Origin of the sequence: Roseitalea sp. MMSF_3546, assembly GCF_030732865.1 — a bacterium.
In the GTDB taxonomy this organism is placed as follows: Bacteria; Pseudomonadota; Alphaproteobacteria; order Rhizobiales; family Rhizobiaceae; genus Roseitalea.
In genome coordinates this window covers 1-23,655 of record NZ_JASHKB010000037.1, presented here as the reverse complement: position 1 = coordinate 23,655, position 23,655 = coordinate 1, and the positions used below count along the sequence as shown (strand labels likewise).

At 65.0% G+C, this 23,655-nt stretch carries 22 protein-coding genes and 1 pseudogene; 4 read left to right on the top strand and 19 right to left on the bottom strand.

What is annotated here, in order from left to right; all coding sequences use genetic code 11:
* Together RBB34_RS18570 and RBB34_RS18565 are read left to right on the top strand one after the other, a co-directional pair.
* The coding region (locus RBB34_RS18570) for a hypothetical protein (protein ID WP_306120740.1) at window positions 1-374 on the top strand (374 nt) is incomplete at its 5' end.
* A complete protein-coding gene (locus RBB34_RS18565; RefSeq protein ID WP_306120739.1) occupies window positions 334-1,020 on the top strand; it encodes an FCD domain-containing protein in 687 nt (228 codons plus the stop codon). The genes RBB34_RS18570 and RBB34_RS18565, both read left to right, overlap by 41 nt.
* Before the next feature lie 12 nt (window positions 1,021-1,032).
* Here RBB34_RS18565 and RBB34_RS18560 read toward each other — a convergent pair whose 3' ends face one another.
* The 18 genes from RBB34_RS18560 to RBB34_RS18475 all read right to left on the bottom strand — a co-directional run bounded on the left by RBB34_RS18560 (window position 1,033) and on the right by RBB34_RS18475 (window position 19,743).
* Entirely contained in the window at window positions 1,033-2,121 is a 1,089-nt protein-coding gene (locus RBB34_RS18560) for a hypothetical protein (protein ID WP_306120738.1), read from the bottom strand.
* Window positions 2,122-2,207: 86 nt separating this feature from the next.
* Complete coding sequence (locus tag RBB34_RS18555) at window positions 2,208-2,996, bottom strand: alpha/beta hydrolase (protein ID WP_306120737.1); 789 nt, start codon at window positions 2,994-2,996, stop codon at window positions 2,208-2,210.
* A 209-nt stretch (window positions 2,997-3,205) separates the two neighbouring features.
* Window positions 3,206-4,288 carry an Ldh family oxidoreductase gene (locus RBB34_RS18550; protein WP_306120736.1) on the bottom strand — a complete coding sequence of 361 codons (1,083 nt, stop codon included), beginning with the start codon at window positions 4,286-4,288 and terminating at the stop codon, window positions 3,206-3,208.
* A gap of 5 nt (window positions 4,289-4,293) precedes the next feature.
* Entirely contained in the window at window positions 4,294-5,328 is a 1,035-nt protein-coding gene (locus RBB34_RS18545) for a hypothetical protein (protein WP_306120735.1), read from the bottom strand.
* Window positions 5,325-6,206 (bottom strand): SMP-30/gluconolactonase/LRE family protein, encoded by an 882-nt coding sequence (locus RBB34_RS18540; protein WP_306120734.1) that lies wholly within the window; start codon window positions 6,204-6,206, stop codon window positions 5,325-5,327. Before RBB34_RS18540 ends, RBB34_RS18545 begins: the two co-directional genes overlap by 4 nt.
* 17 nt (window positions 6,207-6,223) lie before the next feature.
* On the bottom strand, window positions 6,224-7,297 hold the full coding sequence (locus RBB34_RS18535; RefSeq protein WP_306120733.1) for an aldo/keto reductase: 1,074 nt from the start codon (window positions 7,295-7,297) through the stop codon (window positions 6,224-6,226).
* 23 nt (window positions 7,298-7,320) lie between these two features.
* On the bottom strand, window positions 7,321-8,841 hold the full coding sequence (locus RBB34_RS18530; RefSeq protein ID WP_306120732.1) for a sugar ABC transporter ATP-binding protein: 1,521 nt from the start codon (window positions 8,839-8,841) through the stop codon (window positions 7,321-7,323).
* Window positions 8,842-8,870: 29 nt separating this feature from the next.
* Window positions 8,871-9,953, bottom strand: coding sequence for a substrate-binding domain-containing protein (locus RBB34_RS18525; RefSeq protein WP_306120731.1), 1,083 nt, complete (start codon window positions 9,951-9,953; stop codon window positions 8,871-8,873).
* A 51-nt stretch (window positions 9,954-10,004) separates the two neighbouring features.
* On the bottom strand, window positions 10,005-11,015 hold the full coding sequence (locus tag RBB34_RS18520) for an ABC transporter permease (RefSeq protein WP_306120730.1): 1,011 nt from the start codon (window positions 11,013-11,015) through the stop codon (window positions 10,005-10,007).
* Entirely contained in the window at window positions 10,991-11,233 is a 243-nt protein-coding gene (locus tag RBB34_RS18515) for a hypothetical protein (protein ID WP_306120729.1), read from the bottom strand. The genes RBB34_RS18520 and RBB34_RS18515 overlap by 25 nt, the downstream gene beginning before the upstream one ends.
* A gap of 790 nt (window positions 11,234-12,023) precedes the next feature.
* Complete coding sequence (ugpC, locus tag RBB34_RS18510) at window positions 12,024-13,148, bottom strand: sn-glycerol-3-phosphate ABC transporter ATP-binding protein UgpC (protein ID WP_306120728.1); 1,125 nt, start codon at window positions 13,146-13,148, stop codon at window positions 12,024-12,026.
* A 1-nt stretch (window position 13,149) separates the two neighbouring features.
* Window positions 13,150-14,823, bottom strand: a complete 1,674-nt coding sequence (locus RBB34_RS18505) for a GMC family oxidoreductase (protein WP_306120727.1) — start codon at window positions 14,821-14,823, stop codon at window positions 13,150-13,152.
* 10 nt (window positions 14,824-14,833) lie between these two features.
* Window positions 14,834-15,316, bottom strand: a complete 483-nt coding sequence (locus RBB34_RS18500; protein WP_306120726.1) for a hypothetical protein — start codon at window positions 15,314-15,316, stop codon at window positions 14,834-14,836.
* Window positions 15,317-15,318: 2 nt separating this feature from the next.
* The gene (locus RBB34_RS18495; RefSeq protein ID WP_306120725.1) at window positions 15,319-15,759 is read right to left on the bottom strand and encodes a cupin domain-containing protein; all 441 of its coding nucleotides are present in this window, start codon (window positions 15,757-15,759) and stop codon (window positions 15,319-15,321) included.
* 35 nt (window positions 15,760-15,794) lie between these two features.
* Entirely contained in the window at window positions 15,795-16,559 is a 765-nt protein-coding gene (locus tag RBB34_RS18490; protein ID WP_306120724.1) for a FadR/GntR family transcriptional regulator, read from the bottom strand.
* The gene (locus RBB34_RS18485) at window positions 16,556-17,449 is read right to left on the bottom strand and encodes a carbohydrate ABC transporter permease (RefSeq protein ID WP_306120723.1); all 894 of its coding nucleotides are present in this window, start codon (window positions 17,447-17,449) and stop codon (window positions 16,556-16,558) included. Before RBB34_RS18485 ends, RBB34_RS18490 begins: the two co-directional genes overlap by 4 nt.
* The gene (locus tag RBB34_RS18480; protein ID WP_306120722.1) at window positions 17,442-18,413 is read right to left on the bottom strand and encodes a sugar ABC transporter permease; all 972 of its coding nucleotides are present in this window, start codon (window positions 18,411-18,413) and stop codon (window positions 17,442-17,444) included. The genes RBB34_RS18485 and RBB34_RS18480 overlap by 8 nt, the downstream gene beginning before the upstream one ends.
* Complete coding sequence (locus tag RBB34_RS18475; RefSeq protein ID WP_306120721.1) at window positions 18,406-19,743, bottom strand: sugar ABC transporter substrate-binding protein; 1,338 nt, start codon at window positions 19,741-19,743, stop codon at window positions 18,406-18,408. The genes RBB34_RS18480 and RBB34_RS18475 overlap by 8 nt, the downstream gene beginning before the upstream one ends.
* A gap of 265 nt (window positions 19,744-20,008) precedes the next feature.
* Between RBB34_RS18475 and RBB34_RS18470 the strand changes: the two genes are divergently transcribed.
* Together RBB34_RS18470 and RBB34_RS18465 are read left to right on the top strand one after the other, a co-directional pair.
* Window positions 20,009-21,127, top strand: coding sequence for a mandelate racemase/muconate lactonizing enzyme family protein (locus RBB34_RS18470; RefSeq protein WP_306120720.1), 1,119 nt, complete (start codon window positions 20,009-20,011; stop codon window positions 21,125-21,127).
* A gap of 26 nt (window positions 21,128-21,153) precedes the next feature.
* Window positions 21,154-22,653 (top strand): aldehyde dehydrogenase family protein, encoded by a 1,500-nt coding sequence (locus RBB34_RS18465; RefSeq protein ID WP_346432552.1) that lies wholly within the window; start codon window positions 21,154-21,156, stop codon window positions 22,651-22,653.
* Window positions 22,654-22,930: 277 nt separating this feature from the next.
* On the opposite strand, the pseudogene RBB34_RS18460 reads toward RBB34_RS18465, so the two are convergent.
* A pseudogene (locus RBB34_RS18460) lies at window positions 22,931-23,503 on the bottom strand (integrase core domain-containing protein); the annotation flags it as partial.
* Window positions 23,504-23,655 lie beyond the last annotated feature (152 nt).

The window sequence follows — 23,655 nt, the reverse complement described above, 5'->3', positions numbered from 1 at the left end:
CATCTTCGAACCAGAAGAATGCGCAAACTACTTCAAATCATCCGGTTACGAACCAGACTGATCGAAAACCGCTCTATACCCCTTCATGGGTCATCGCGCGGCCTGCCTCGATAAAGGTGAAGAGCCTTGGGCATGTTGTCGCCAGATACCGGGAGCGGAACAGCATGCCGTCAGGAACGGCTTGTTCCAGCATCACCGCCGGCGGCGAAGCGGCGGCTTTTGGTCTGACAAGAGTTGTACTACGTTGGGCCAGCCGCGCGTGGCTACCGAATGGTCGCGCCGACGCCGGGCCAACCGTACGTCTCGGCCGGTATGGCTTGAGAAGAGATGACGATGGCAAGAAAGAAGTACCAAGAAATCGCCGAGCATCTTGAGTTGTTGATCCTGTCAGGCAGGGTCAAGCCAGGGGACCGGCTGCCCGCCGAACGCCAACTCATGGAGCAGTTCAACGCTGGTCGCTCGAGCGTGCGCGAAGCGCTGTTCGCACTCCAGCGTCAGGGCCTGCTGACCTCCCGACCGGGCGCCGTGCCGCGCGTGTCACTGCCAAGCGCCGAGGTGATCTTCGAGGAACTGTCTGGTGTCGTGCGGCACTATCTGAGCCGGCCCGAGGGCCTGCGGGATCTGCAGGATGCGCGCGCTCTGTTCGAGATCGGCCTTGCCCGTAGGGCAGCCAGCATCGCCACCGATGCCGACATCTCCGCTTTGTCCGCCGCCCTTGAGGCAAACCGTTCGGCCGGCGATCTCGACACTTTCGCCGAAACCGATGTCGCCTTTCATCTGGCCATCGCGCGCATCTCCGGGAACACGGTCTTTGAGAGCCTCAATAAGGCTTTGGCCGGCTGGCTGCGCGACCAGCGCATGCGCTCTGCGGCGGCAGGGGCGACGTTCAGTGACGTTGTCGTCCAGCATCAGGCGATCTTCGACGCCATTGTCGCGCGCGATCCCGAGGCTGCCGCCGAGGCGATGGAGGACCATCTGGAAGAGGTAGCCCGCCTCTACTGGCAGGCGGTGTTGAGCTGATAGCGCAGCGCTTCAGAATGCCCCCGGACGATCGCGCTTGAAGAAGGGTTCGCGACCGGACGCGGGATCCACCGGTTCGAACTCGTCCTCGCGCATCGGACGCAGCCGGATGTCGGACCACTCGACGGGCATGCCCATGTGCTGGAAGAGTCCAAACGAGGCGCTTTGGTGGCGCGGCATGTCGGCCGGCAAGCGGCCGTCATGCTCATCGCAGACCCAATCGCTTGGCTCCGGCTCGTCCTCCGGCCAAATGCGGAACCGCACGCGATTGACGGCGTCGTTCAGCAGGATCTGGTGTCGCACGCGATACGCACGGCCGCGCTGAACCGAGATTTGCGCAGGCGGATTGGTGGCGATCGCCCATTCCTCGGGCGCTCCCGAATGGTCGCCCCAGGCCAGAAAGCTCCGCGCGCCGCCCGACGGCATGGCGACGGCCATTCCCGCGCTCGACCAGCCCACCTTGATCCCGCGCGGCGGAATGCCCTCCACCATGCCGGCGTGGAAGTCGCTCAGGCCGAGCCATTTGGAATGGTTCGGCTCTGTAAAGCGGACGCGATAGGTCGCTTCCTGGCTCTGGCCGCGCGACCCGATCACTAGCAGCGCGTCGGGCGCGACCGGGGCACGCGAGCGGATCAGATTGGCGGATCGGTCCAGATCGAAGGCGCCGTTGACGATCTGGCCCACCTCCTGGATCGAATGAAAGCGCGACAGATCGCTGAGATCGAGCGTTGGCGACAAAGGCATCGGATCCCAGTCGAACAAAATCTCGCACCGCGCCTCCGCTCCGTCGGCGCTCACGGCGATGTCGAGCCGGTTCGGGCCCGGTCGAAGCGCGGTGTCATCATGCGGTATCTCTACGCAGAACTCGCCGAAGTGACGGCAACGCAATTCGCTGGGCGTCTTCTTGTAGCTGTTGAGCCAGTCGACACCCTCGTCATGGACCGTCTCGACATAGAGCGGGCGCGTACCGCCGCCGTTTAGCCGAATGCTCGCTTTGTCGGGCGGGCCGTTCAGTCCATTGACCACGCCGGGAAAGGTCAGGTCGGCGAGCCTGTAGCGGAACTGCTGACGGCGGCCGTAGGTCGGATCGATCTGGTGCAACATTCCCTCCCGGTCTCTCGGCGCGGAGCCCGATCGGTCCGGACCGTGGATTTGGTATGATGGGCTGTCAAGCGCGATACCCGCCTTCAGTCGCCGTGTCGGGCGGGCGGTCGACGGCTTTGTCGTGCCAATTCGCGCAGCCACATGGCCCCTTCGCCAACCGCCCGGTCGGCGACCGGGGAATGATCGACGGCCTCGAGAAAACCATGGGCCGCCTCGGCATAGACCAGGCTCGTGACGGTCACGCCGGCGCATTCGAGCCGGCGCGCCATGTCCTTGTTCTCGTCAACCAGTACGTCTTGGGCAGCGATCGTCAGATGCACGCGCGGCAGCGGCGCCAGCATGGCGGTGGATGCACGCAAGGGCGAAGCCAGCGGATCGGCGCGGGCGGCACTTTCCGGGCAATAATTGTCCCAGAAATATGCCATGCGGCCTGCGCTCAGCAGATAGGGAGGATCGCTGAAGGCGCGATAGGAGGGCCGATTCAGATCGCAATCGAAGACGCCGTAGTTCAGCATCAGCCCGAGTGGTGAAGAGCAGCCTTGACGCGCCCCGATCATGGCGGCCGCAAGCGCCAGATTGGCGCCGCTTGAATCTCCGCCCAGCACGATCAACTCCGGCGACAGGCCCAGATCTTCGGCTGCGCCGCGAATGTTTGCAACCGCCTCGACGCAAAGCCCGAGGCTGTCTGGAAACCGCACTTCGGGCGCAAGCGGATAGTCAAGACCGATCATCGCCCAGCCGCTCCGACGTGCGTAGGCGCGCATGAGCCGGTCATGGGTATCGAGATCGAGCAGGGTCCAGCCCCCACCATGAAAATACACCATCGCCGGCAGCGGTGCATCCTCGCTGGGCCTGTAGAGCCGGGCCGGCATGCCCAGACCTTCGACCGGTTCGGCGGGCATGGACTGACCGCCGAGTGACCAGTCGAGTCGGGCGGCCCGGGCGGCCATACGCAGGGTCTCGACGCTGGCCGCATCGCCTACGGCCTGGTTCACCGCCTCGCCAAGCGTTGTCAGGAAGGTGGCGAGTTGCGGCTCCAAGGGCATGCTTGCCGATGACCGTCCCGGCTTGTCGGAATCGTTCATGAGAGCGCCGAAAGGTCAGCCACGGATAGGCCGAGCCGCAGCCCGGCCAAGCGGATATCTTCCAGCGTCTGCGCCGGCAGCAAAATACCGTCGACCCGGTACGCTTCTGCAAACGCGCGCTCCATCTCGCCAGGCACAAGGGGCGGTTCTTGCGGGTTGCGTGGCGCCGAGCCATGCACCTGACCGACGATCGCATCCACATCGGACGCAAACTCCGCCAGCGGACGGAAGGCGGCGATGTCGATGGCGATGAAGAACTGACCATCGCGGCCTGCGATCGGCCCGTCGACCATGTTGCCCAGCCCTGTTCCGTAGGACGCGCCCGACAGCAGGGTGGAGACGATCCCGATCATCATGGCGAGCGCGATCCCCTTGTGGCCACCGACGGGCTGAATCAGTCCGTCGAGCGCCTTGGCAGCGTCGGTTGTCGGTTCGCCCGCCGCGTCGAAGGCCCAGCCTTGCGGGATCGGCAGCCCCTTCTGGTGATAGACGCGGATCTTGCCGTGCGCAGTCGCGCCGAAGGCGAGGTCAAGGACCAGCGGCGGCTCGGCTCCGCCTGGGACGGCGATCGAGATGGGGTTCATTCCGACGATCTTGTCGCGCCCGCCGACCGGCGCCATCGTAGGCAGTGCGTTCGATCCGGCCATGCCGATCATTCCGGCTTTGGCGGCGCGCAGCGTGTACCAGTCGAGCGCACCGCAATGGTTTGATCCACGCAATGCAGCAAGGGCGATGGCGTTGTCCTGCGCCGTCTCGATGGCCAGGTCCATGGCAATCGAAGCGCCAATCTGACCCATCGAATTGTTGCCGTCCACAACGATGGCACCAGCCGTGCGCGAAACGATCTGGGGCCTCGCAGTCGGATTAACGCCACCGTCGATCAGCTTGTGGACATAGTCCGGAATGCGGATAACGCCATGGGAATGCACACCGCGCAGATCGGCATGGACAAGCGAATCCGCCAGCAGCGAGGCGTCCTCAGCGCCCATGCCGCATGCCAGGAAAATGGTCGTGACGGTCGATTGCAGCGCGTCTGGTGCGACCCTTCGGTCGGTCGGGGTGATGGGATACTCGGCCACCGCGCTCAGCTACCTTCTGCGGCAAAGGCTTCGAGCGCTACCGTCGCCGTCGTCGTCAGGCGCTCGCCAGCCTTGAGCGCGACAGTCGTCGAAAGTCCATCGATGGCGATCGGGTTGACGGTCGATTGCGACACCGCCGGGCCGAGATCGAAGGCGCCGGCCACCGCTTCGACACCGAGCGTACGGAATTCGCCGTCAAACGGCGCTTCGTTGCGACCGCGGTTTGAAACCCACAGGACAAGGGTGGGCAGCAACGCCGCATCGTAGGTGAATTGTAGGCTATAGCCGGCTTCGGGATACCCCAGCTGAAGCTTGCCCGCCGGCGCCGGCAATTGCAGCAATGCCTCGCAGCGCTCGTCCGGCGGCAGGTGGGTGAAATCGATGCTGCCGCCATCGCCACGCGGCACGGCCGCGAGCCGATCAAAGCGACCGTCGACGACGACCGGCGCATGATCGTGTACGACCGGTAGCGGATAGGTCCAGCCGCGGCCCGCATCGGGGATATCGACATGCATGCTGCCGGCCAAGCCGGGCATGACGAAGCACGGGTGCAGGGACAGCGGGAAGTCGACGTCGGCGCGGGCTTGCAAAGACAGTTCGGCCTCGTACCCGGGCTGATCGGGGAGCAACGCGACGCGGCGCGTGACTTCGGCCAGCGGATGCGGTTCGGGCGGCCGGCAGGTCATGCTCGCGGTGGTAGCCTCGGCGCCAGGCACGACTTCCCAGTCGTGATTGACGGCGTAGCCGTGAAACCATCTATCGCCGGCGATCCCTGGGCCGGGGCTTTGCCGCCACCGGGCCGGCAACGCGTCATTTGGCGCGCCCGGAGCGCCGTAGGGCACGCAGACGAAATCGCCGCAGAGATTGCGGATCACCGGCAGCCAGTCCTCCGCGCCGGGCCGCTCTGCCCAATCGGGGCAGGTCAGCGGCGAGACCGCGCCGGCACCGGGAACATCGAATGTCGCCGGGCCAATCATGCCGCCAGCCGCGCGCAGTGTCAGCCGTCCGTGCGGGCCAACAAGAGTGTGCGTCGGGCTCATCGGGTCCGCCCGCAATGCAACTCGAGGCCCTGCGCATCGACGTCGAACACCTCGATACGGCCGAGTTGATGCTCGGTGACGTAGAGGCGCTTTTCGCCATCGCGGCCAAAGGCGACATTGGTGGGCGCGCTGCCTTCGGTCTTCAGGCGACTGGCGACATCACCGTCGGGCGAGACAACGGCGACATTGCCTTCACCATAGACCGCGCACCACAGCCGGCCGTCGGTCGAAAAACCCATGCCGTCGGGCCCGCGAAACCCGCCCTGCCAGTCAGGCGCGAGCACGTTCGCAAAGCGCGTGCGTGTGCCGGTTACCCGGCCATCGGCAACGGCGTAGCGAAACACCTCGCCGGTTATCATCTCGTTGACGTACAGATCGCCGTCCAGGCCGAAGGCGATGCCATTGGTGAAGCGAATGCCGCGGTCGATGGCTTTCGCCGTGCGGGTCTCCAGATCGATCTCCCAGACCCTGCCGTCGAAGGGTGCGGTCTGCCAATCCGGGCGGGGCGCGCCGTCGACCACCCAGTCGCCCATCGTCATGCCCGAATCGGTCATGTACAAAAGACCCGAGGGCGAAAAGCACAGGTCGTTCGGCAGCAGGAAGTCACCGGCATCGCCCGCGGTCATTACCGTCTCGACGTTTCCGTCCATGCTCACGCGCAAAAGCGCGGGCGGTACGGTATCGGCGACCCAGGCAACGCCGTTGGCATCGATCGCCAGACCGTTGGGGCAGCCGGCCGGCGCGATCTGGCGCGAAGCCCCGTCCTCGGCAACAAGCGTGACGCCGGGCCGACCGGCCATCTCCACGCACAGCCAGCCGCCCTGAGGATGAAAGCGCGGGGTTTCGGGCGCGCCCAGCCCTGATGCAAACACAGCCATCGATATGTCTCCGCTTGTTACGGCGTTGGCGCCTCGGCCGGCAGCAGGCCTTCGGCCTTCAAGTCCGACCACACCGCGTCCGGCACCTGTTCGGTAAAGGCATCGACATTGCCGTCAACGTGATCGGGCGTGCGCGGGCCCATCAGCACTGAGGCGACCACGCGGTGATACAGCGGGAACTGGATCGCCGCCGCCATCAGGCTCGTGCCATGGGCGTTGCACACGCGTTTGATCGCCGCCGCCTTGTCGACGATCTCCGGCGATGCGGGCACGTAGTTGAAGGTGACGTTTCCAGTCCAGCTCGGAATCGCGGCACTGTCCGTCGACACGTCGCGGATCGAAGCCGGATCGGGATGGGAAAGGATGCCGCTGTTGTAGACGCCGCCGACGATCAGCGAGATGTCGCTCTTTTCGCATGCAGGCAGCAGATCGGGCAGGGCCGACTGGTCGAGCAGCGAGTAGCGACCGGCCAGAAGAAAACAGTCGAAATCGGCGCGGTTTGCGAAATCGGCCAGCATCTCCCACTGGTTCATGCCGCAGCCGATGGCACCGATGACGCCTTCGGATTTGAGGTCCGACAGGGCGCGAAATGCCTCGTCGATGGCCTCGTCGGGGTGCAGGTCGGGATCGTGGATGTGCAGCGCGTCGAACCGATCGAGCCCGGTGCGCTCAAGGCTCGCCTCCAGCGAGCGCATCACGCCATCGCGTGAAAAATCGAAATAGGGCCGCACCGGATCGGTGCCCTTGTAGAGCTGTTCGCCCTGCCACAGCACCATGACGTCCTCGCGGCCGGCCGGGGTGGCCGGGTCGTCGGGATCGAGCAGCAGCCGGCCGACCTTGGTGGTGCAGCGGAAACTGTCGCGCGGCCGGTCCTTCAGCGCTGCGCCGACGAAGCGCTCGGCATTGCCGTAGCCATAGACTGGCGCAAGGTCGAAGAAGGTCACGCCCCGGTCGAAGGCGCGGTCGACGATCGCGGCGACCGTCTCGGCCGGGACCGGTTCGTACAGCCCGCCCAGCGGATTGGCGCCCACACCGAGCGTGGGCAGGCGCAGTTCGGTAGTGCCGATGGGCCGGGTTTCGGTGATGTCCAAGTCGTCCTCCCTGGTCGGTGTGGTCAGGCCGCCGGCGCGATGCGCCCGATGTTGATCGCTTCGAGCACGGCATGCTCGGTGGCCTCGTCTCCGGGCAGTTCGCCGATGATGCGCCCCTCGTAGAACAGCAGCACGCGGTCGCAGACCAGGCTGTATTCGGTCAGCTCCGAAGATAGGAACAGCACGATACGACCCTCTTCGGCGAGCTTGTCGATGATTCGGTAGATTTCGTCCTTGGCGCCGACATCGACGCCCCGCGTGGGATCGTTGAGCAATACCAGGCGGGGATCGCCGGCGAGCCACTTGCCGATGACGATCTTCTGCTGGTTGCCGCCCGACAGGCTGTCGACGGGATTGGCGAAGCCGCCGTGGACGAGCCTGAGCGCGGCCGCCTGCCGGTCGGCCACCTCGGTCATGCGGCCCCGGCTCGGCGCATGACCGAGCCGGGCGAGCGCGCCGGTGACAACCGTGTTCAGGTTCTCGAAGATCGCTTGGTTGAGGGCCAGCCCCTCGGTGCGCCGGTCGGCCGGCACCAGTGCCACGCCGCTGCGTACGGCGGCCTCGACCGAATGAGGCGCGCCAGCCCCGCCTGGCATGGCGAGTTCGCCTGCTGTCATCCTGCGTCGGCCGAAGAGGATATCGAGCACGTCCTCACAGCCCGCTCCTTCAAGGCCGACAAGACCGACCACTTGGCCCGGCGCCGCCGTGAAGGAGCAGCCGCGCAGGATTCCGTCGCCGGAAACACCGGACACCCGGAGCTGGTGGTCGGCGTCGGTCGAGGTCGGCTCGCGCATTCCTTGCGCGGTCCGGCGGGCGACATTGTCGGCCTTGTCGCCCAGCATATCGCGCACGATTGTGCCGATCGTCACGCTTTCGCGGGGATGCTCGGCGACCTTGAGGCCATTGCGCAGCACGCTGACGCGGTCGGCCAGCGCGACCACTTCCTCGAGCCGGTGTGAGATGTAGAAGATGCCGGTCCCGCGTTCGCGCAAATCGCGAACGACGCGAAACAGACGCGCTGACTCTTCCACATTGAGCGCCGAATTTGGCTCGTCGAGGATCAACACGCGCGCCTGAAGCGCCAGGGCCTTGGCGATCTCGATCAACTGCTGGTCCGCGATGCGCAACTCGCTGACCGGCGCCCGCAGGTCGACCGAAAGGCCAAGCATGTCGAACAGCGGCGCAACATCGCCCTCCATGGCAACGCGGTCGATCAGGCCAAGACGCCGCGGCTCACGGCCAAGGAAGACGTTCTGGACGGCATCGAAATCGGGAAACAGCGAGAGCTCCTGAAAGACGATACCGACGCCATTTTGATTGGCGTCGGCAACCGAACGCAGCGTGACCTCGCGCCCATCGAGCACATAGCGCCCAGCATCGGGCAATTCGGCGCCCGCGACGATCTTCATAAAGGTCGACTTGCCGGCTCCGTTCTCACCGCAAACGGCGTGTATCTCGCCGGCGCGGAGCGTCAGATCCACGCCGGCCAAGGCGGTGACGCCACCAAAGCTCTTGCGCACGTCCGATAGCGCAAGAACCTCCATTGTGTTGGTCGGAGGCGCCACTGTTTGGTTCACTGCGACAGGAGGTCGGCGAACGACTGCACCGAACCGTCTAGGTCGGAGAATATCTCATCGATCTGTTCGGAATAGAACTCCCGCGTCGGTCCGTAGCCGTCCGAGACCGATTCCTCGCGCGCCGTGACCGCCTCGACGTTGTCGCTCGCAACGAGTTCGGGTCGCACATCGATCCAGCCGCGCGGCACGTCATTGCCTTCGGCCAGGCTTTGCAGCATGGCGCGCATTGCGACATAACCCTGCATGAACGGGCGCTGGCCAACAGCGGCGAGCGCGATGCCGCGTTTGATGCCGTCAAGGCCATCGGGATTGATGCCGATGGAGGCGATCTCGAAGTCGCCCCCGGTCGACTCCTTAAGTCGCACCAGGCTCGGCAGGTCGTTCTCGCAAAAGCCTACATAGGCAAGCGCATCGGGGTTTGCATCGTAGACCGAGCGCCATGCCGAAAAGTTCTGCGTCTGATCGAACTTGACGTCGAAGGCACCGAGCACCTCGACATCTGGCAGCCGCTCTGCAATGCGGTTCTTGAATCCGGTCACGCGGGCCTCGATCAACGCCAGTCCCGGCAGGCAGATGCCGGTGACGATGGTGCCAGAGGCATCAGCGCCGATTGCATCGACGATGGCGTCGGCCATCACGACGCCCTGATCGCTCTGCTTGGGCGCGGTGTGCAGGCTCATCAGCGAAGCGGGCGCCTCGACGTCGAATGTTGAGACGACCACGCCCTTTTCGACCGCCTCGTCGATCGGCCGGATCCAGAACTCCGATGGAAAGGCAACGACGACGATGGCGTCGGCACCGGCCAGAACCATGTCCTGGAAAGCGGCCACCTGGGCCGAAGCGTCAAAGGCAGCCGGCCCGCCCGAGCGATAGGTTCCGCCGCACTCGTCGACGGCCGCCTCGGCGCCCATGGCGAGTTGTTGGGTGTATGGGCCCTGGAAATGGACAACCGACGCGCCGGTCAGGTCCGAGCAGTCGAAATCGACCGATTGCGCGTCGGCGGCGCCGCTTCCGACCGCAGCGGCGAGCGCAAACGCCGCCGCACCAATCGCCGTTCTGGATACTGAAAACGCGTTCATCAGGCTTCCTCCCTTTGATGTCTCGCTGCGCGGCACGCCCATGCGCCGCGCCTATCGGCTCCGCCGGCGGCGGATCGCCGAATCCAGCGCCACGGCGAGAATGATCATCACGCCGGTGACGAATACGCTCCAGTTCGCGGTGATGCCGAACTGCACGATGCCGCTTGAAATGACCGCGATGAGCAGCGCCCCAAGCGCTGCGCCGACCACTGTGCCGCGCCCGCCCGAGAGGGCCGTGCCACCGATGATTGCGGCCGTGATCGCCAGCAGTTCGTAGCCTGTGCCCAGGTTCGGATCGGCGGTCGAGAAGAAGGCGAGCGTAAGCATCCCCGAAATGCCACAGAGCGCACCGGTCAACACAAGCGTTACGATGCGCACGCGGGCAACGGGGATGCCACTCAGTTCGGCCGCGCGACGATTCGATCCGATCGAGCGTACCATGAAGCCGTATCGCGTGCGGTTATAGACGAGCGAAAGCAATGCGGTGAGAAGCGCGAATGCCCAGATCACCATCGGCACGCCGAGTGGCTCGGAGCCCATGACGGCAAAGAATGAGTGCTCGCGCGGCAATCCGTAGATGAAGCCGCCGCCGGCGATCACCAGCGTCAGCCCCTTGAAGGCCGACAGAGTGCCCAGCGTGATGATGATCACCGGAACCTTGAAGACCGTGGCCAAGATTCCGTTGAGTGCACCCAGAGCCATGCCCGCCAGAATGCCGATTCCCGACCCGAACCAGGGATCGATGCCGTAATCGACGATCAGGATGGCGACCAGATTGATCGTCAGCCCGTAGATCGAGGCGGTCGAAAGATCGATTTCGCCCATTGAGAGCTGAAAGACGACGCCAAGCGCGATGATGCCGAACCAGGCGGCGCGTGAGCCGAAATTGGACAGTGAGTCGAGCGATGCGAAGTTGGGCTGCACCGTGCTGACAAGCCCGATCAGTAGCACGAGGACAACGAGAATACCGAGTTCGCTGACGCCGAAGATGCGGCGCCCCAGGGACGGTCTTGCCGGCGCCTTGACTGTTTGCTCGCTCATTGGAGATTCCTTGCGCCGCAAGCGCCGCCGGTGAGCGCCGCGTGCGCTGAAACAGTGTCCGCGCTCTGGGCAAGGTTGTCGTACCAGTCGATGGCTTCCCTGAGAAAGAATAGCACGCCGTCGGTGGCGCGAAGGTCGGCGGCGTTGTTACCTGCTTCCTCCAGTACGCAGCCAAGATCCTTGACATGAAAGCGGCTGCGCGGGGGGCGCCCGAGCAGGCCTAAAACTAGGACAGCCATGCGCCGCAACACATCCACTCCTCCACGACAGATTTGGTATCAACGTAACTGGAATTGGTGTCAACCCCGAATGTGACGGACAGCACCGGGCGACGCGCATGTGATTTGACCGCAACTAAGAGTTAAATTACTGATATTTATGATGAAATGATTGAATTGTGCGATTGTCTGGCTGGGGGGAGAGCCGTATCCATCAGTACATTCCGCAGAAACTCTTCATTTGGTCTAACTGGTTTGCCGAGCCATTCCAGCGATAGCCAGAGCGCCTTGACAGCGGCTGGGCCAACGAAAGGACCTGAATACTGATGCCGACGCACCGCGGGTTTGACCCTTGAGCGTTAGGTGGTTGGCTCTGCGACGATGTCGGGAATGTGAAGTGGTCGATGGGTATTGACGCGCCAGGCGGCTTGGGCGCGTCGATCGAAGCAGACGACGGAGTGTCAGGTCCTTTTCCCGGCAATGCGCCAGCAGGCGGAGAACGAGGCCGGAGAGCCGCGTCCCGGATTTCTGCTCGAACACGATCTCACGGTCACGCTGCCAGATTATCGCGGCAAGTGCAGGGGCGAGCGATGGAATGTTGCGTTCGACATGAAGGGCGCTCTGGTCATCGACCTGGCGGCATTCCCGGCAATGCTGGCGTTCGGAACCAACACGCCGCGATATCCAAAATGTCAGACCAGATCGCAGCCATCACATGTCCGAACCGCGCAACGATTGCCGTCAGCTCAAATCTGCCCTTGTGCAAACGGAGCCGTCCCCAGATGACATCTTCCGCGCGGGCTGGCGACACTCAGCCGGCCTTGACGACGCGCGAGCGCGACTGTGTGTCCTTAGTGGCGGCCACCGCAAGGCGCGCGCCCGTGTTCGGATCGAAGACATGCGCGGTCTGGGGGTCGGGTGCCAGGCGTAGAACCTGGCCGGGCGTGATGCGCTGTCGGCCTGGCAGCACCGCTGACAGCGTCATGCCGTCCAGATGGGTGACCACCTGCACCTCGCTGCCGGAGGGCTCGACCACGTCGGCCCGCCACGCCAGCGCGTCCCCGGCCTCTGACGGATGCAGGTCGTGTGGCCGGATGCCGTAGCGCACGCGTGCGCCGGCGGGCAGGCCGGCGCGGCCGCCCAACGGCATACGCCAGCCGTTTTTCAGCCGCACGACCGAGCAATCCGTCTCATGCTCGATCGAGCCGTCCATGACATTCATCGTCGGCGAGCCGATGAAGCCGGCGACGAACTCGGTCACCGGCGCGTCGAACACATTCATGGGCGTGCCGGCCTGCTCGATATGACCGCCGCGCATGACGACGATCCGATCGGCCATGGTCATCGCCTCGATCTGATCGTGCGTGACATAGACCGTCGTGCGGCCGAGCTGCTGGTGCAGTTCCTTGATCTCGGTGCGCATCTGCACACGCAGTTTCGCATCGAGATTGGACAGCGGCTCGTCGAACAAGAACACCTTGGGCTCGCGCACCATCGCCCGGCCCATGGCAACGCGCTGGCGCTGGCCGCCCGATAGCTGGCGCGGCTTGCGGTCGAGCATCTCCGACAGGCCGAGCGTTGCGGCGACGGCAGTGACGCGGCGGTCGATCTCTGAGCGGTCCACTCGGCCCAGTTCGAGCCCGAAGGCAAGGTTCCGGCGCACGTTGAAATGCGGGTAGAGCGCGTAGGACTGAAACACCATGGCGATGTCCCGGTCCTTGGGCGACGTGTGGTTGACCGGCTTGCCGTCGATGGCAATGATGCCGTCAGAGACCGCCTCTAGACCGGCGATCATGCGCAGCAGGGTGGACTTGCCACAGCCCGACGGGCCCACGAGCACGACGAACTCGCCCGGTTCGATGTCCAGGTTCAGCCCGTGCAGCACCTGCGTTGCGCCATAGCGCTTGACCAGTTCGATGATCTCGATCGCCGCCATGTCAGGCTCCCGCCGCATGGGCCGAGGCGCGACCGGCGGCGATGTTGGCGAAGTTGCGCTTGATGTGGTCGCTGGCGCGGTAGGTGAGCGCGGTGATGGTGCTGGTCGGGTTGACCGCCGCGCCCGAACACATGACCGAACCGTCGACGATGAACAGATTGTCGCAATCCCAGGCCTGGTGCCACTTGTTGACGACGGAAGTCTCCGGATTGTCGCCCATGCGCGCGGTGCCGAGTAGGTGCCAGGCGCCAGGCGAATAATGGCCCGCTTCGAGGCCGAAGTCGTTGATCCTGTAGTCGGTCGCATTGAGCGCGTCGGCCAGTTCGCGCGATCTGGCGATGCCAAAACGCAACTGCCTTTCGTCGTTCTCGGACAGGCTGTAGGTGACCTTGGGCGCCGGCAAGCCGGAGGAATCGGCGATCGTGTCCGACAACGTGACGCGGTTGTCCGGCCGGGGCAGATCGTCGCCGACGATCAGGCAGCCGATGCCGCGGTCGAAACGCTGCTTGAAGGTGGCATGATGGTGCCGGCCCCAGGGCATCAGGTTGCCCGAATGGGCGCCCAGCGCCTGAAAGCCCGCCCCGTTCATGCGCACGATATGCAGCGTAACGCCATTGACGAAGCCGCGGCTGACATCGGTCTCGGCGAACTCCTCGACGATATAGGCGGCCGAAACGATCCCCTTGTGCGTGTCGAGCGGCTCGTCGACCCAGATGCCGGCAATCGACAGCGTGTGGTGCATCAGATTGCGGCCGACCTGGTCGGACCGATTGGCCAGCCCGTTGGGGTGCCGGCCGCTTTCCGAAAGCAAGAGGAGCCGCGCCGTGCCGATGCCGTTGGCGGCCAGGATCACCACATCGGCGGGCTGGAAATGGCGCGTGCCGGTCTCGATGTCGACATAGACCGCACCGGTCGCCCGGCCCGCATCGTCCGTCTCGATGCACTCGACACGCGCGCCCGTGCGCAAGTGGCAGCCAGCGGCGATGGCGCGGGGCCAATGGGTGCGGGCCATGTCGTTGAGCGCGCCGGTCGGGCAGCCGTTCTGGCAGTTGCCGCAATTGTTGCAGGCCGGCCGGCCGTCATAGTCCTCGCCGAGGATCGCCACAGGCATGTCCCAGAAGTGCCAGCCGAGCCGATTCAGGCCCTGGGCCGCCTTGCGGCCCATCTTGCCCGGCGGCACGGGCCGCGTCTGGTACGGACCACGCGGCGGCATCGCGGGATCGCCCTGCCAGCCGGCGACGCCGCAGGCGCGATCGGCGATCTCGTACCAGTCGGCCAGGTCCTCATAGGCGATCGGCCAGTCGGGGGCGAGGCCGTGCTCGGTTCCCTTGCGGAAATCGGAGGGGCGAAAGCGCGGCCAGGTGGCGGTGTAAATTGTCGTTGCGCCGCCCACGCCGCCCCACATCAAGGTGGTCTCGTCGCTGCTGTCCACCGGATAGTCACTGGCGAGCCCGCGCACATTCGGCGCCGTGTTCCAGCGCGTCTCGCGGATGAATTCCCAATCAGCACGATAGTGCGGAAAGTCCCTTTGCGGCCACCAGGGACCTTGTTCGAGGCAAACGGTCTTCAGGCCGGCCTGTGCCATCTGCATAGCCGCGATGGCGCCGCCGGCGCCGGCGCCGATAACGAGTACGTCGGTCTTTTCGTGGCGGTGGGTCGTCTTGGTTTGCGGCATCGGGCGGCACCTAGCTGAGATGGTCGAGACCGGACAGGTCGACGCGCCGGACCTGATCGGTGGGCACATAGCTTCCGGTCGGCCGGGCGGGCAGGTCGGTGGCCGGATTGAACGGGTCCATCGCATAGCCCTTTGGCTGCGGCGCGTCGTTGTAGTCATGGCCGAGCGCGCGAATCGCGGCGATCACCGAGGGGTGCTCGTAGTAGGTGAAGTAGACGACCCGTAAAAGTGCGGCGAACAGGTCGGGTTCGGCCGCCTCAAGGGCCCGCGCAGCGCTTTCGCCATCGGGCGCGCCGGCGAAGGCCGTGTCCATCGCCGCCAGCAACCTGTCGGCTCCGTTCGCGCCGACCATCACCACAAGGCGCCGTTCAACCGCCCATTGCACGCCGATCGCGGCGGCCGATGGAAAGTCGGCGTCTCCTGGCAGCAACGCGTCGACCACTTCGGCAAGATGGGCGGTTCGCACGGCGGCGGTTTCACTCCTTCCGGCCATGGTCATTGCGCTGCGATGCTGGCGTTGGCGGTGTCGCCCTCGAACACCTCATAGGGGCTTTCGGTCGGCCATTGCGGCCACAGCGGCACGAACATGATGCCGCCGACGACGACCAACTGAAGTGTCTCCGTGCCGGTATTCCAGACCCGGTGCGGCGTGTTGGGCCGATTGAAGGCTGCCCCGCCTGCCTTGAGCGGATAGCGCTTACCCTCGCTCTCCAACTCCCCCTCTCCAGAGATCACGTAATAGACCTCCTCGCAATTGTGCCGGTGCATTGGCGAGTGTTCACCCGGGTCGACTTCGACAACGCCCATGCAAAGCGTCTGCGCGTCGAGCCCGGTCTCCGGATAGACCAGCTTGAGGTCGCGCACGCCGCCCGATTTCTGTTGCATGGGGGCGCCGTCGAGAACCTCCTCGCGGGTGATCGTCACTCGTTTTTCCATTCTTGCTTCCTCCAGTCGTGATCTGTTCGGATCGGTCAGCGGGCGGGCCGTTCTTCGGTTACGGCCGGTCGGCCGGCGATCGGCGCGCGCCGCGCGCGGGCATTGTCAAGATAGCGGCGCGCATCGCGCAAATGAGCGCGCATGGCGGTCTCGGCGGCGTTCGGATTGCGCCGCGCGATGGCGTCGACAATGGCCCGGTGACCGATGGCGGCCTGGCCGACACCGCCCGGCTCGGCCAGGGTGACGCTACGCTCCTGGCCGGTGGCGTTCATGACATAGTCGATCAGGTCGCCGACCACCGAATTGCGGGTCGAGTAGGCGAGCTGGCGATGGAAATCGGCGTCCAGAGCAATTGCCTCGGCGCTGCCTTCGGCGGCGCCGGCCAGCCGGTCGACCACATCACGCAACGCCGCGATGTCTTCGGGCCGGGCATTTTCGGCGGCGAGCGCAGCGATGCCCGGCTCGATCAGGCCGCGCATCTGCAACAGCTTCTCGATCAGTTCTTCATGCTGCTCGCCCCACTGCTCCAGCGGAGCGCGCGGCGTCCAGCTCGCTTCGGGCCGCACGAAGGTGCCGCGTCCGGCCTTGACCTCGACATAGCCGTCGCTTTCGAGCACGCGCAGCGCCTCGCGCAGGCTAACCCGACTGATGCCGAGTCTGTCGCACAGGATCCGTTCGGAAGGCAGCTTCGTTTCGGCAGGCAGTTCGCCGGCCTCGATCAGCGCCTTGATCTGGTCGGCCGTGGTGCTCCATACCGCGTTGCGGGCGATCGACGAAAACTTGGCGACGAGGTCGCTCACTTGACGCCCCCGCTGACAAGGCCGCTGACCAGCCAGCGCTGGGCCAGCACGGCGACCACATAGACCGGCACGAGCCCGGCGACCGAAGCGGCCGCCATTTGCCCGAAATTGACCAGTCGCTCGCCTTGGAACAAGGCGATGCCGATGGTGAGCGTGCGGCTCGGCTCGGTCGTAAAGAAGAAGGCGAACAGGAACTCGTTATAGGCCAGCACCGCGCAGATGATGAAGCTGGCGGCCAGGCCCGGCGCGATCAGCGGCACAACGATGCGCCACAGCGTCGTCCAGGTGCCGGCACCGTCGATCCAGGCGGCCTCATCGATCTCGCGCGGCAGGGCCCGCACGAAGCTGGTCAGTAGCCAGAAGGCAACGGGCACGTTCATCAGCCCGTAGACAACGATCAGTCCGGGCAGGGAGTGCAGTAGCCCCGCATAGCGCAGCAGGAAGAAAAGGGGGATGAGTGCCACCACCGGCGGCGCCATATACGTCGCCAGCGTGAAGGTTGGCAGAAAGCGGCCGCCGGTATTCAGGCGCACCATCGCATAGGTGGCCGGCACGGCGATCGCCATGGTCAGCGCCGCGCTCGAAAGCGAGGCGATCACAGAATTGAGGATGAAACCATCGAGATCGGTGGCGCCGAAGGCGGCGGGCCAGTTGGCAAGCGTCGGCTCGGTCGGCAGGAAACGGCCCGAAAGCACGTCGTCGGGTGTCTTGAAGGAAACCGACAAAAGGTAGGCGAGCGGCAGCACGAAGAAGACGATCACCGCGCCATAGGCCAGGTAGAGCGGCCATTTGCGGGCGTCGGTAGCGCGCTGGCCGGCAAGCTGCGCCTTGTAGACGGCAAGCCGGTCGGCGGGAGAAGCGGTCGAATCGGCCAATGCGAGATCAGCCATTGAGCGCCTCCGCCTGCTTGTGCAGCCAGGTTACCGGAAGCGTGACGACGCCCACCGTGATCGCAAACAGCAGCGTCTGCGCCGAGGCGGCGCCGACATCGAAGTCGCGGAACAGCGTCTCCCAGATCATGTAGGTCGAAAGATTGGTGTCGAAACCTGGCCCACCCGACGTCAGCACATAGACAAGGTCGAACAGCTTGAATGCCATGATCAGCCGCAACAGGAAGATCGCGGCCAGCGCCGGTGCGAGCATGGGCAGGATGACCTTGACGAAGATCTGGACCGGCGTTGCCCCGTCGAGCCGGGCCGCCTCGTAGACGTCCTCGGGGATCGCCTGCAGTGCGGCGAAGGCGAGAATGGCGACAAAGGGCGTCCACTGCCATGTGTCGGCCAGGCCGATCGACAGCATCGCCCAGGGGCTGGTGCCCAGAAATGAAACCGGATCGGCGGTCAGGCCAAGACTCATCAGCATGCCGTTGACCAGCCCGCCGGTCGGGTTGAGGATCAGTTTCCAGGCGACACCCACCATCACCGGCGGCGTCATCAACGGCAGCAGGATCAGGGCACGCACCAGCGAACCGCTGCGCACGGCCGAATTGAACAAGAGCGCGACGAGCACGCCAAGCGCAACCTGGATGAGGCTGAGCGGAACGGCAAAGAAGACGGTGCGCCAAAGCGTGTCGCCAAAACGGCCGCTCAGCGCATAGGCGAAATTGTCAAAGCCCACCCATTCGGTCAGCGGCCGGCCGAGCGAGCTTTCCGAAAAGGACAGAACGATCAAATAGGCGAGCGGATAAACCGCGAAAACGACAAGGCCGACGACCAGCGGGGCGACCATCAGCCATCCGCCGCCCGAAGGCTTGCGTGTCGCCGCAAGCGTGGCGGCGTAGCGCCGCGCCCGCTCGGCACGCGCCTGCCCGGCAATGGACGAGCCGGGCAGGGTGAATGCGGCCGTGTCAGCCAAGAATGCGCTCCCATTCGGCCTGCGTGTTGCGCATGGCCGTCTCGGCATCCTGATCGCCCGACAGCATCAGCGACAATTCGTCCGACAGTCGCTCCATAAGGCGCGGGCTTTCGGGAATGGTTGGCCAGGCGAGCACGCCGGTCATCGAGGCCTGTGCGGCCTGCTGAACCTTCGGCGCAAAGGCCTTGTAGGCGTCGGAGTTGAGGTTGGACACGCGGGTCGGGTCGATGCCGGTGCCCGTGGTTGTCAGCAGGTCGCGGCTGTGCGCCTGACCCGTGGCGAACTTGATGAACTCCCAGGCCATGTCCTGCTTCTGCGAACCGGTCGACACGCCAAAGCCGAACCCGGCATTGAGCGCGGCCAGCGGCTCGGTGGCGCCGCCGCCGGTCGGCATGGCGCCCACGTCCCACTGGTCGACGATTTGTGAGCCGCCCGGATCCTGCGCGTAGACGCCCAGGTCCGTCCAGAACTCCATCATCGCGACCTCGCCGGACAGGAAGGCCGGCAGCGCTTGGTCGAAGGCGGTCTCCAGCGGCGTCGGCAGCACATGCGGCGCGACATCGAGCATCGCCTGGGCAGCCATCATGGCGGCTTCGGAATCCATGGCCGGCGCGCCGTCGGCGCCGAAGAAGGCGCCCCCATGGCCAGCCAGACGATTGACGAAGCTCGAGCCGATGATGATCGGCACGGGGAAGCCCAGCATGGCTGCGCCATAGGCGCCGTCATCGCCGCGCGCCTCGGTCACCGCGCGCACGACCTGGGCATATTCATCCCAGGTTGTCGGCGCCGACACGCCGACGCTGTCGAAGATCGTCTGGTTCCAGAACAGCACATGGGTGTCGCCGTCATAGGGCAGGCCGAAACGGCTGCCATCGTGCAGCGTGTAGACATCGTAGATCGACGGAATGAAGTCGTCCGGCGCGATGTCGGCGGCGTCACGCTCGATCCATTCCGTCACATCGAGCAGGACGCCGTCCTCGGCCAGGGCACCGAGTGTGGGATACCAGTAGTCGATCACATCATACTGGTTGGCGCCCGACTGAACGTCGAGCGTCGCCTGCGCCTGGACCGCGTCATAAGGCACCGAGGTGACGTTGACGGTGGCGCCGGTCAGTTCCTGAAAGGCGGCGGCCATCATCTCGCCGGCGGCGATATGCGGCTGGATGATCATCACATTGAGCTCCTGGCCGGCGAAATCCTGGGCCAGGGCGCGCTGCGATAGAAGATGTGGGCCAAGGGTGGCCAGAGCGCCGCCTGCTGCGGTGTTCCGCAGGAACTGGCGACGGGTGACGGTCGACCGCGCGCGGCCGCCAAGCGAAGTTAATTTCATGTTCTCCTCCCAAACTCCTCGATCGGGTTCACCGGGCTCCCCTGCGGCGCAACCGACATCCGACCCCAGCGGCCGCGGCAATAGCCCAGTTGTGGGCTGTTGACTACTGGTCAGACCACAAATAGTTATCGTCGTATGCGCCGGCGTGTCAACGAGCAAAGGACGATGGGGGCGTCCCGTCGCTTCCGGCCAGCGCAACTGCGGCGGCACCGGCAAGACCGTGGCGGCGCCCGTAGGACAGACAGGGAGGACCAGACCGGCAACCATGCAGATCACGGCGATCCGTTTTATCCTGTGCCAGCACGAACTGGCGACACCCATTCCGCTGTCGGTCGGCGTGCTGACGCATCGCAATTTCGGCCTTGTCGAGGTGGAGACCGATGCCGGCCTTACCGGCATTGGGGAGACCTCGGTCAACTTTCCGCCGTGGTGCATCCACGAGCGGCGCGCGACGATCGAGGAGGGGCTGGGGCCGATGCTGATCGGGCAAAACCCGCTCGAGATCGGCCGGCTCTGGAACCGCATGGTCGACGGCACGCGCGGCTTCACCCGTATGTGGGGACTCGGCGCGATCCGCCAGGCGATTTCGGGTATCGACATTGCCCTGTGGGACATCGCCGGCCAGCACTACGGCGTGCCGGTGCACACGTTGCTGGGCGGCAGCCATCGAAACCAGGCCGAATGCTATGCGGTCGGTTTTTCGGCGGCTGAACCCGACAAGGGCGCCACCGAGATCATCGCGCAGGGATACCGAGCCGTAAAGATCCGCATCGGTTTCGACGATGATGTCGATGTCGCCAAGGCGCGGGCGACGCGCGCGGCGATCGGGCCGGAGGTCAGGCTGATGATCGATGCCAACCAGGCGTTCAAGCCGCCACGCGCGCTGGCCATGGCCAAGCGTCTCGCCGATCTCGATCTGGCGTGGCTCGAAGAGCCGGTCATCAACGATGATGCGGCGGGCTATGCGGCGCTGCGCCAGGCCGTGCCGTCGATGCGTCTCGCCTGGGGCGAGAACGCCTGCGAGCCCGAGGAGGTCGATGCCTTTCTCGAAGCGGGGCTGGTGGATGTGGTCATGCCCGATCCTTGCCGCTGCGGCGGGCTGACCGGGGCGGTCGAAATGTGCCGCATCGCGCACCGTTATGGCGTACCCTTTTCGCCGCACCATTACGGTTCGGATGTCGGCTTTGCCGCCTGCCTGCATCTTGTTGCCAGTCAGCCCAATTTCGACATCATGCTGCGTGACGTCGCACCGGTGCCGCTGCGCGACGCAATCATCAACGAGCCCATCGCCATTGCCGGCGGCAAGGCGGCCATTGCCGACCGGCCGGGGCTTGGCGTCACGCTCAATCGCGCCTTGGTCGAAAAGACCTGCGTGGCGCTCTGACAGTTCCGATATCCAGGGAGGACCCGATGACCATCATGACGCCCATCATCGACGAACGGCTTTCGGCCGCGGCCAAGGCGTTTCTGGAACGGCCCAAGGCGCTGTTCATCGACGGCGATTTCGTCACGGCAAAGGACGGAAAGACCTTCGCCACCGAGGACCCGGCAACGGGCCGGACCATCGTCGAGGTCGCCGAAGCGGGCGCCGCCGATGTCGATGCGGCGGTCGCCGCCGCGCGGAGCGCCTTCGACGGCGTCTGGCGCGACATGGCCCCGGCCGGGCGCGCCGCGCTGATGGCCAGGTTGGCCGACCTCGTCAATGCCAATCTGGAGGAACTGGCCGAACTGGAAGCGCTGGACACCGGCAAACCGGTCTCCATGGCGCGCGCGCTCGACATCCCGTTCGCCGCCGAGATCTACCGCTACTATGCCGGCTGGGCGACCAAGCTGGAGGGCCGCAGCTACAATCTTGCGCTGCAGGGCGATCCGTTCCACTGCTACACGCTGCGCCAGCCGCTGGGCGTCGCCGCCGGCATCATCCCTTGGAACTATCCGTTCGCCCAGGCCAGCTTCAAGATCGCGCCGGCGCTGGCGGCCGGCTGCACGGTCCTGCTCAAGCCGGCCGAGCAGACGCCGCTGACCGCGCTCCGGCTGGCCGAACTGGTCGCCGAGGCGGGCTTTCCCAAAGGTGTGGTCAATGTGTTGACCGGTTTCGGCGAGACGGCTGGCGCGGCGATCACAGCCCATCGCGGGGTCGACAAGGTTTCTTTCACTGGCTCGACAGAGATCGGCAAGAAGATCGCCCAGGCGGCGACCGGCAATCTCAAGCGGGTGACGCTGGAACTGGGCGGAAAGTCGCCCAACGTGATCTTTGCCGATGCTGATCTGGACGAGGCGATCCCTGCCGCGGCAATGGCGATCTTCGGCAATTCCGGCCAGGTCTGCAATGCCGGCTCGCGGCTCTATGTAGAGCGTTCGGCGTTCGACAAGGTGATGGCCGGCATCGAGCAGGTGGCCGCGAACCTCAAGGTCGGCCCCGGCCTTGATCCCAACAGCGAGATCGGTCCGTTGATGTCGGAGGCGCAGCAGCGGCGGGTCACGGACTTCGTGGAACAAGGAAAGCGCGATGGCGCGCACGTCGCCGTTGGCGGGGCGAGGATCGGCAACAGCGGCTATTTCATGCAGCCGACCGTTCTGACCGGTACGACACCGGACATGGCCGTGCACACCGAAGAAATCTTCGGTCCCGTTTTGTGCGCCATGCCGTTCGACGATCCCGACAAGATCCCGTCCGTCGCCAACGACACGCGCTTTGGCCTTGCCGCCTCGATCTGGACGCGGGACCTTTCACGCGCGCACCGGCTCGCCCGCTCGATCAATGCCGGGGCGATCTGGATCAACTGCTTTGGCGTATTCGACCCCAATTTGCCATTCGGCGGCATGCGTGAATCGGGCTGGGGCCGCGAGATGGCGCGCGAGGGCGTTGAAGCGTTCACAGAGCAGAAGGCTGTGACCATAAGGCTTTGAAGAGGCGGCGGGCGCCTGCGCAGCATGGTCGCCGCGCTGTCGCTCAATGCTCGGATTTGACCGGAAGAACGGGCTGTACTGATGCGACGGATGCCCACCAAGTGGCACCGACTATGCGATGACGTGTGCGGATGCCTTCAATTAGTATATTCGAGTTATCGGTGTATGCGTGGTGACCTGCCCCCCGCGGGCCCCTCAGTCATAACGAGAGTCCGCGGGTGAGTTGAAGTGCTCCCCATCATTGGATCGCCCCGGGCCGGAATCTTCGGGTTATATCTCATGCAGCGGCAGCCGCCGATGAGCCTTTCATGAGCGATATCGGCGGCTTGTTGCCGATCGCGCTGTGGGGTCGGACGTTGTTGTAGTCCTTGCGCCATTCCTCCATTTTTGAGCGGGCGTCGTCAAGCGTCATGAACCAGTGGGCGTTCAGGCATTCGCTGCGGAACTTGCCGTTGAAGGATTCGATGAATGCGTTGTCGGTCGGTTTGCCTGGCCGGGAGAAGTCCAGTTCGACGCCGCGCTGATAGGCCCACAGGTCGAGGTCGCGGGAGATGAACTTCGAGCCCTGGTCGACCCGTATCGTCTTCGGATAACCGATGCTTCGGCAGGCCCGATCCAAGGTCGCAACGACATCCTCGCCCCGGTAACTGAACCGTGGATCGACCACTGGCGAGAAGTGCGAGAACGTGTCGACAACGGTCAGGACACGGATCTTGCGGCCAGTCGCCAACTGATCGTGGACGAAGTCCATTGCCCACACATCGTTGGAATGAACGGCATCCGAGCGGTCCTCACGCAGCTTCGCCTTGACGCGGCGCTTCGGCGTCTTGTTGCGCAGTTGAAGTCCCAACGTAAGCGCTGTTTCGGCCCCACCTTTCGCTGTGCGTCGTGATCTGGGATTGGCTCCTTCAGCGGTTTACGGGAAGGAGGTTCTCCATGGACGCTACAATGGAGTTTCTCCCGATCGAGGAAATGCGGCGTCGCAACCGAAGATGGCCCGAT

Bases quoted from the DNA above. Each gene is read 5' to 3' on its own strand.
- RBB34_RS18565 (WP_306120739.1), top strand. From the start codon at position 334: ATGGCAAGAAAGAAGTACCAAGAAATCGCCGAGCATCTTGAGTTGTTG.
- RBB34_RS18555 (WP_306120737.1), bottom strand. From the start codon at position 2,996: ATGCCGGCCCGGCTCTACAGGCCCAGCGAGGATGCACCGCTGCCGGCG.
- RBB34_RS18545 (WP_306120735.1), bottom strand. From the start codon at position 5,328: ATGAGCCCGACGCACACTCTTGTTGGCCCGCACGGACGGCTGACACTG.
- RBB34_RS18540 (WP_306120734.1), bottom strand. From the start codon at position 6,206: ATGGCTGTGTTTGCATCAGGGCTGGGCGCGCCCGAAACCCCGCGCTTT.
- RBB34_RS18530 (WP_306120732.1), bottom strand. From the start codon at position 8,841: ATGGAGGTTCTTGCGCTATCGGACGTGCGCAAGAGCTTTGGTGGCGTC.
- RBB34_RS18525 (WP_306120731.1), bottom strand. From the start codon at position 9,953: ATGAACGCGTTTTCAGTATCCAGAACGGCGATTGGTGCGGCGGCGTTT.
- RBB34_RS18515 (WP_306120729.1), bottom strand. From the start codon at position 11,233: ATGGCTGTCCTAGTTTTAGGCCTGCTCGGGCGCCCCCCGCGCAGCCGC.
- ugpC (WP_306120728.1), bottom strand. From the start codon at position 13,148: ATGGCGGCGATCGAGATCATCGAACTGGTCAAGCGCTATGGCGCAACG.
- RBB34_RS18505 (WP_306120727.1), bottom strand. From the start codon at position 14,823: ATGCCGCAAACCAAGACGACCCACCGCCACGAAAAGACCGACGTACTC.
- RBB34_RS18500 (WP_306120726.1), bottom strand. From the start codon at position 15,316: ATGGCCGGAAGGAGTGAAACCGCCGCCGTGCGAACCGCCCATCTTGCC.
- RBB34_RS18495 (WP_306120725.1), bottom strand. From the start codon at position 15,759: ATGGAAAAACGAGTGACGATCACCCGCGAGGAGGTTCTCGACGGCGCC.
- RBB34_RS18485 (WP_306120723.1), bottom strand. From the start codon at position 17,449: ATGGCTGATCTCGCATTGGCCGATTCGACCGCTTCTCCCGCCGACCGG.
- RBB34_RS18475 (WP_306120721.1), bottom strand. From the start codon at position 19,743: ATGAAATTAACTTCGCTTGGCGGCCGCGCGCGGTCGACCGTCACCCGT.
- RBB34_RS18470 (WP_306120720.1), top strand. From the start codon at position 20,009: ATGCAGATCACGGCGATCCGTTTTATCCTGTGCCAGCACGAACTGGCG.
- RBB34_RS18465 (WP_346432552.1), top strand. From the start codon at position 21,154: ATGACCATCATGACGCCCATCATCGACGAACGGCTTTCGGCCGCGGCC.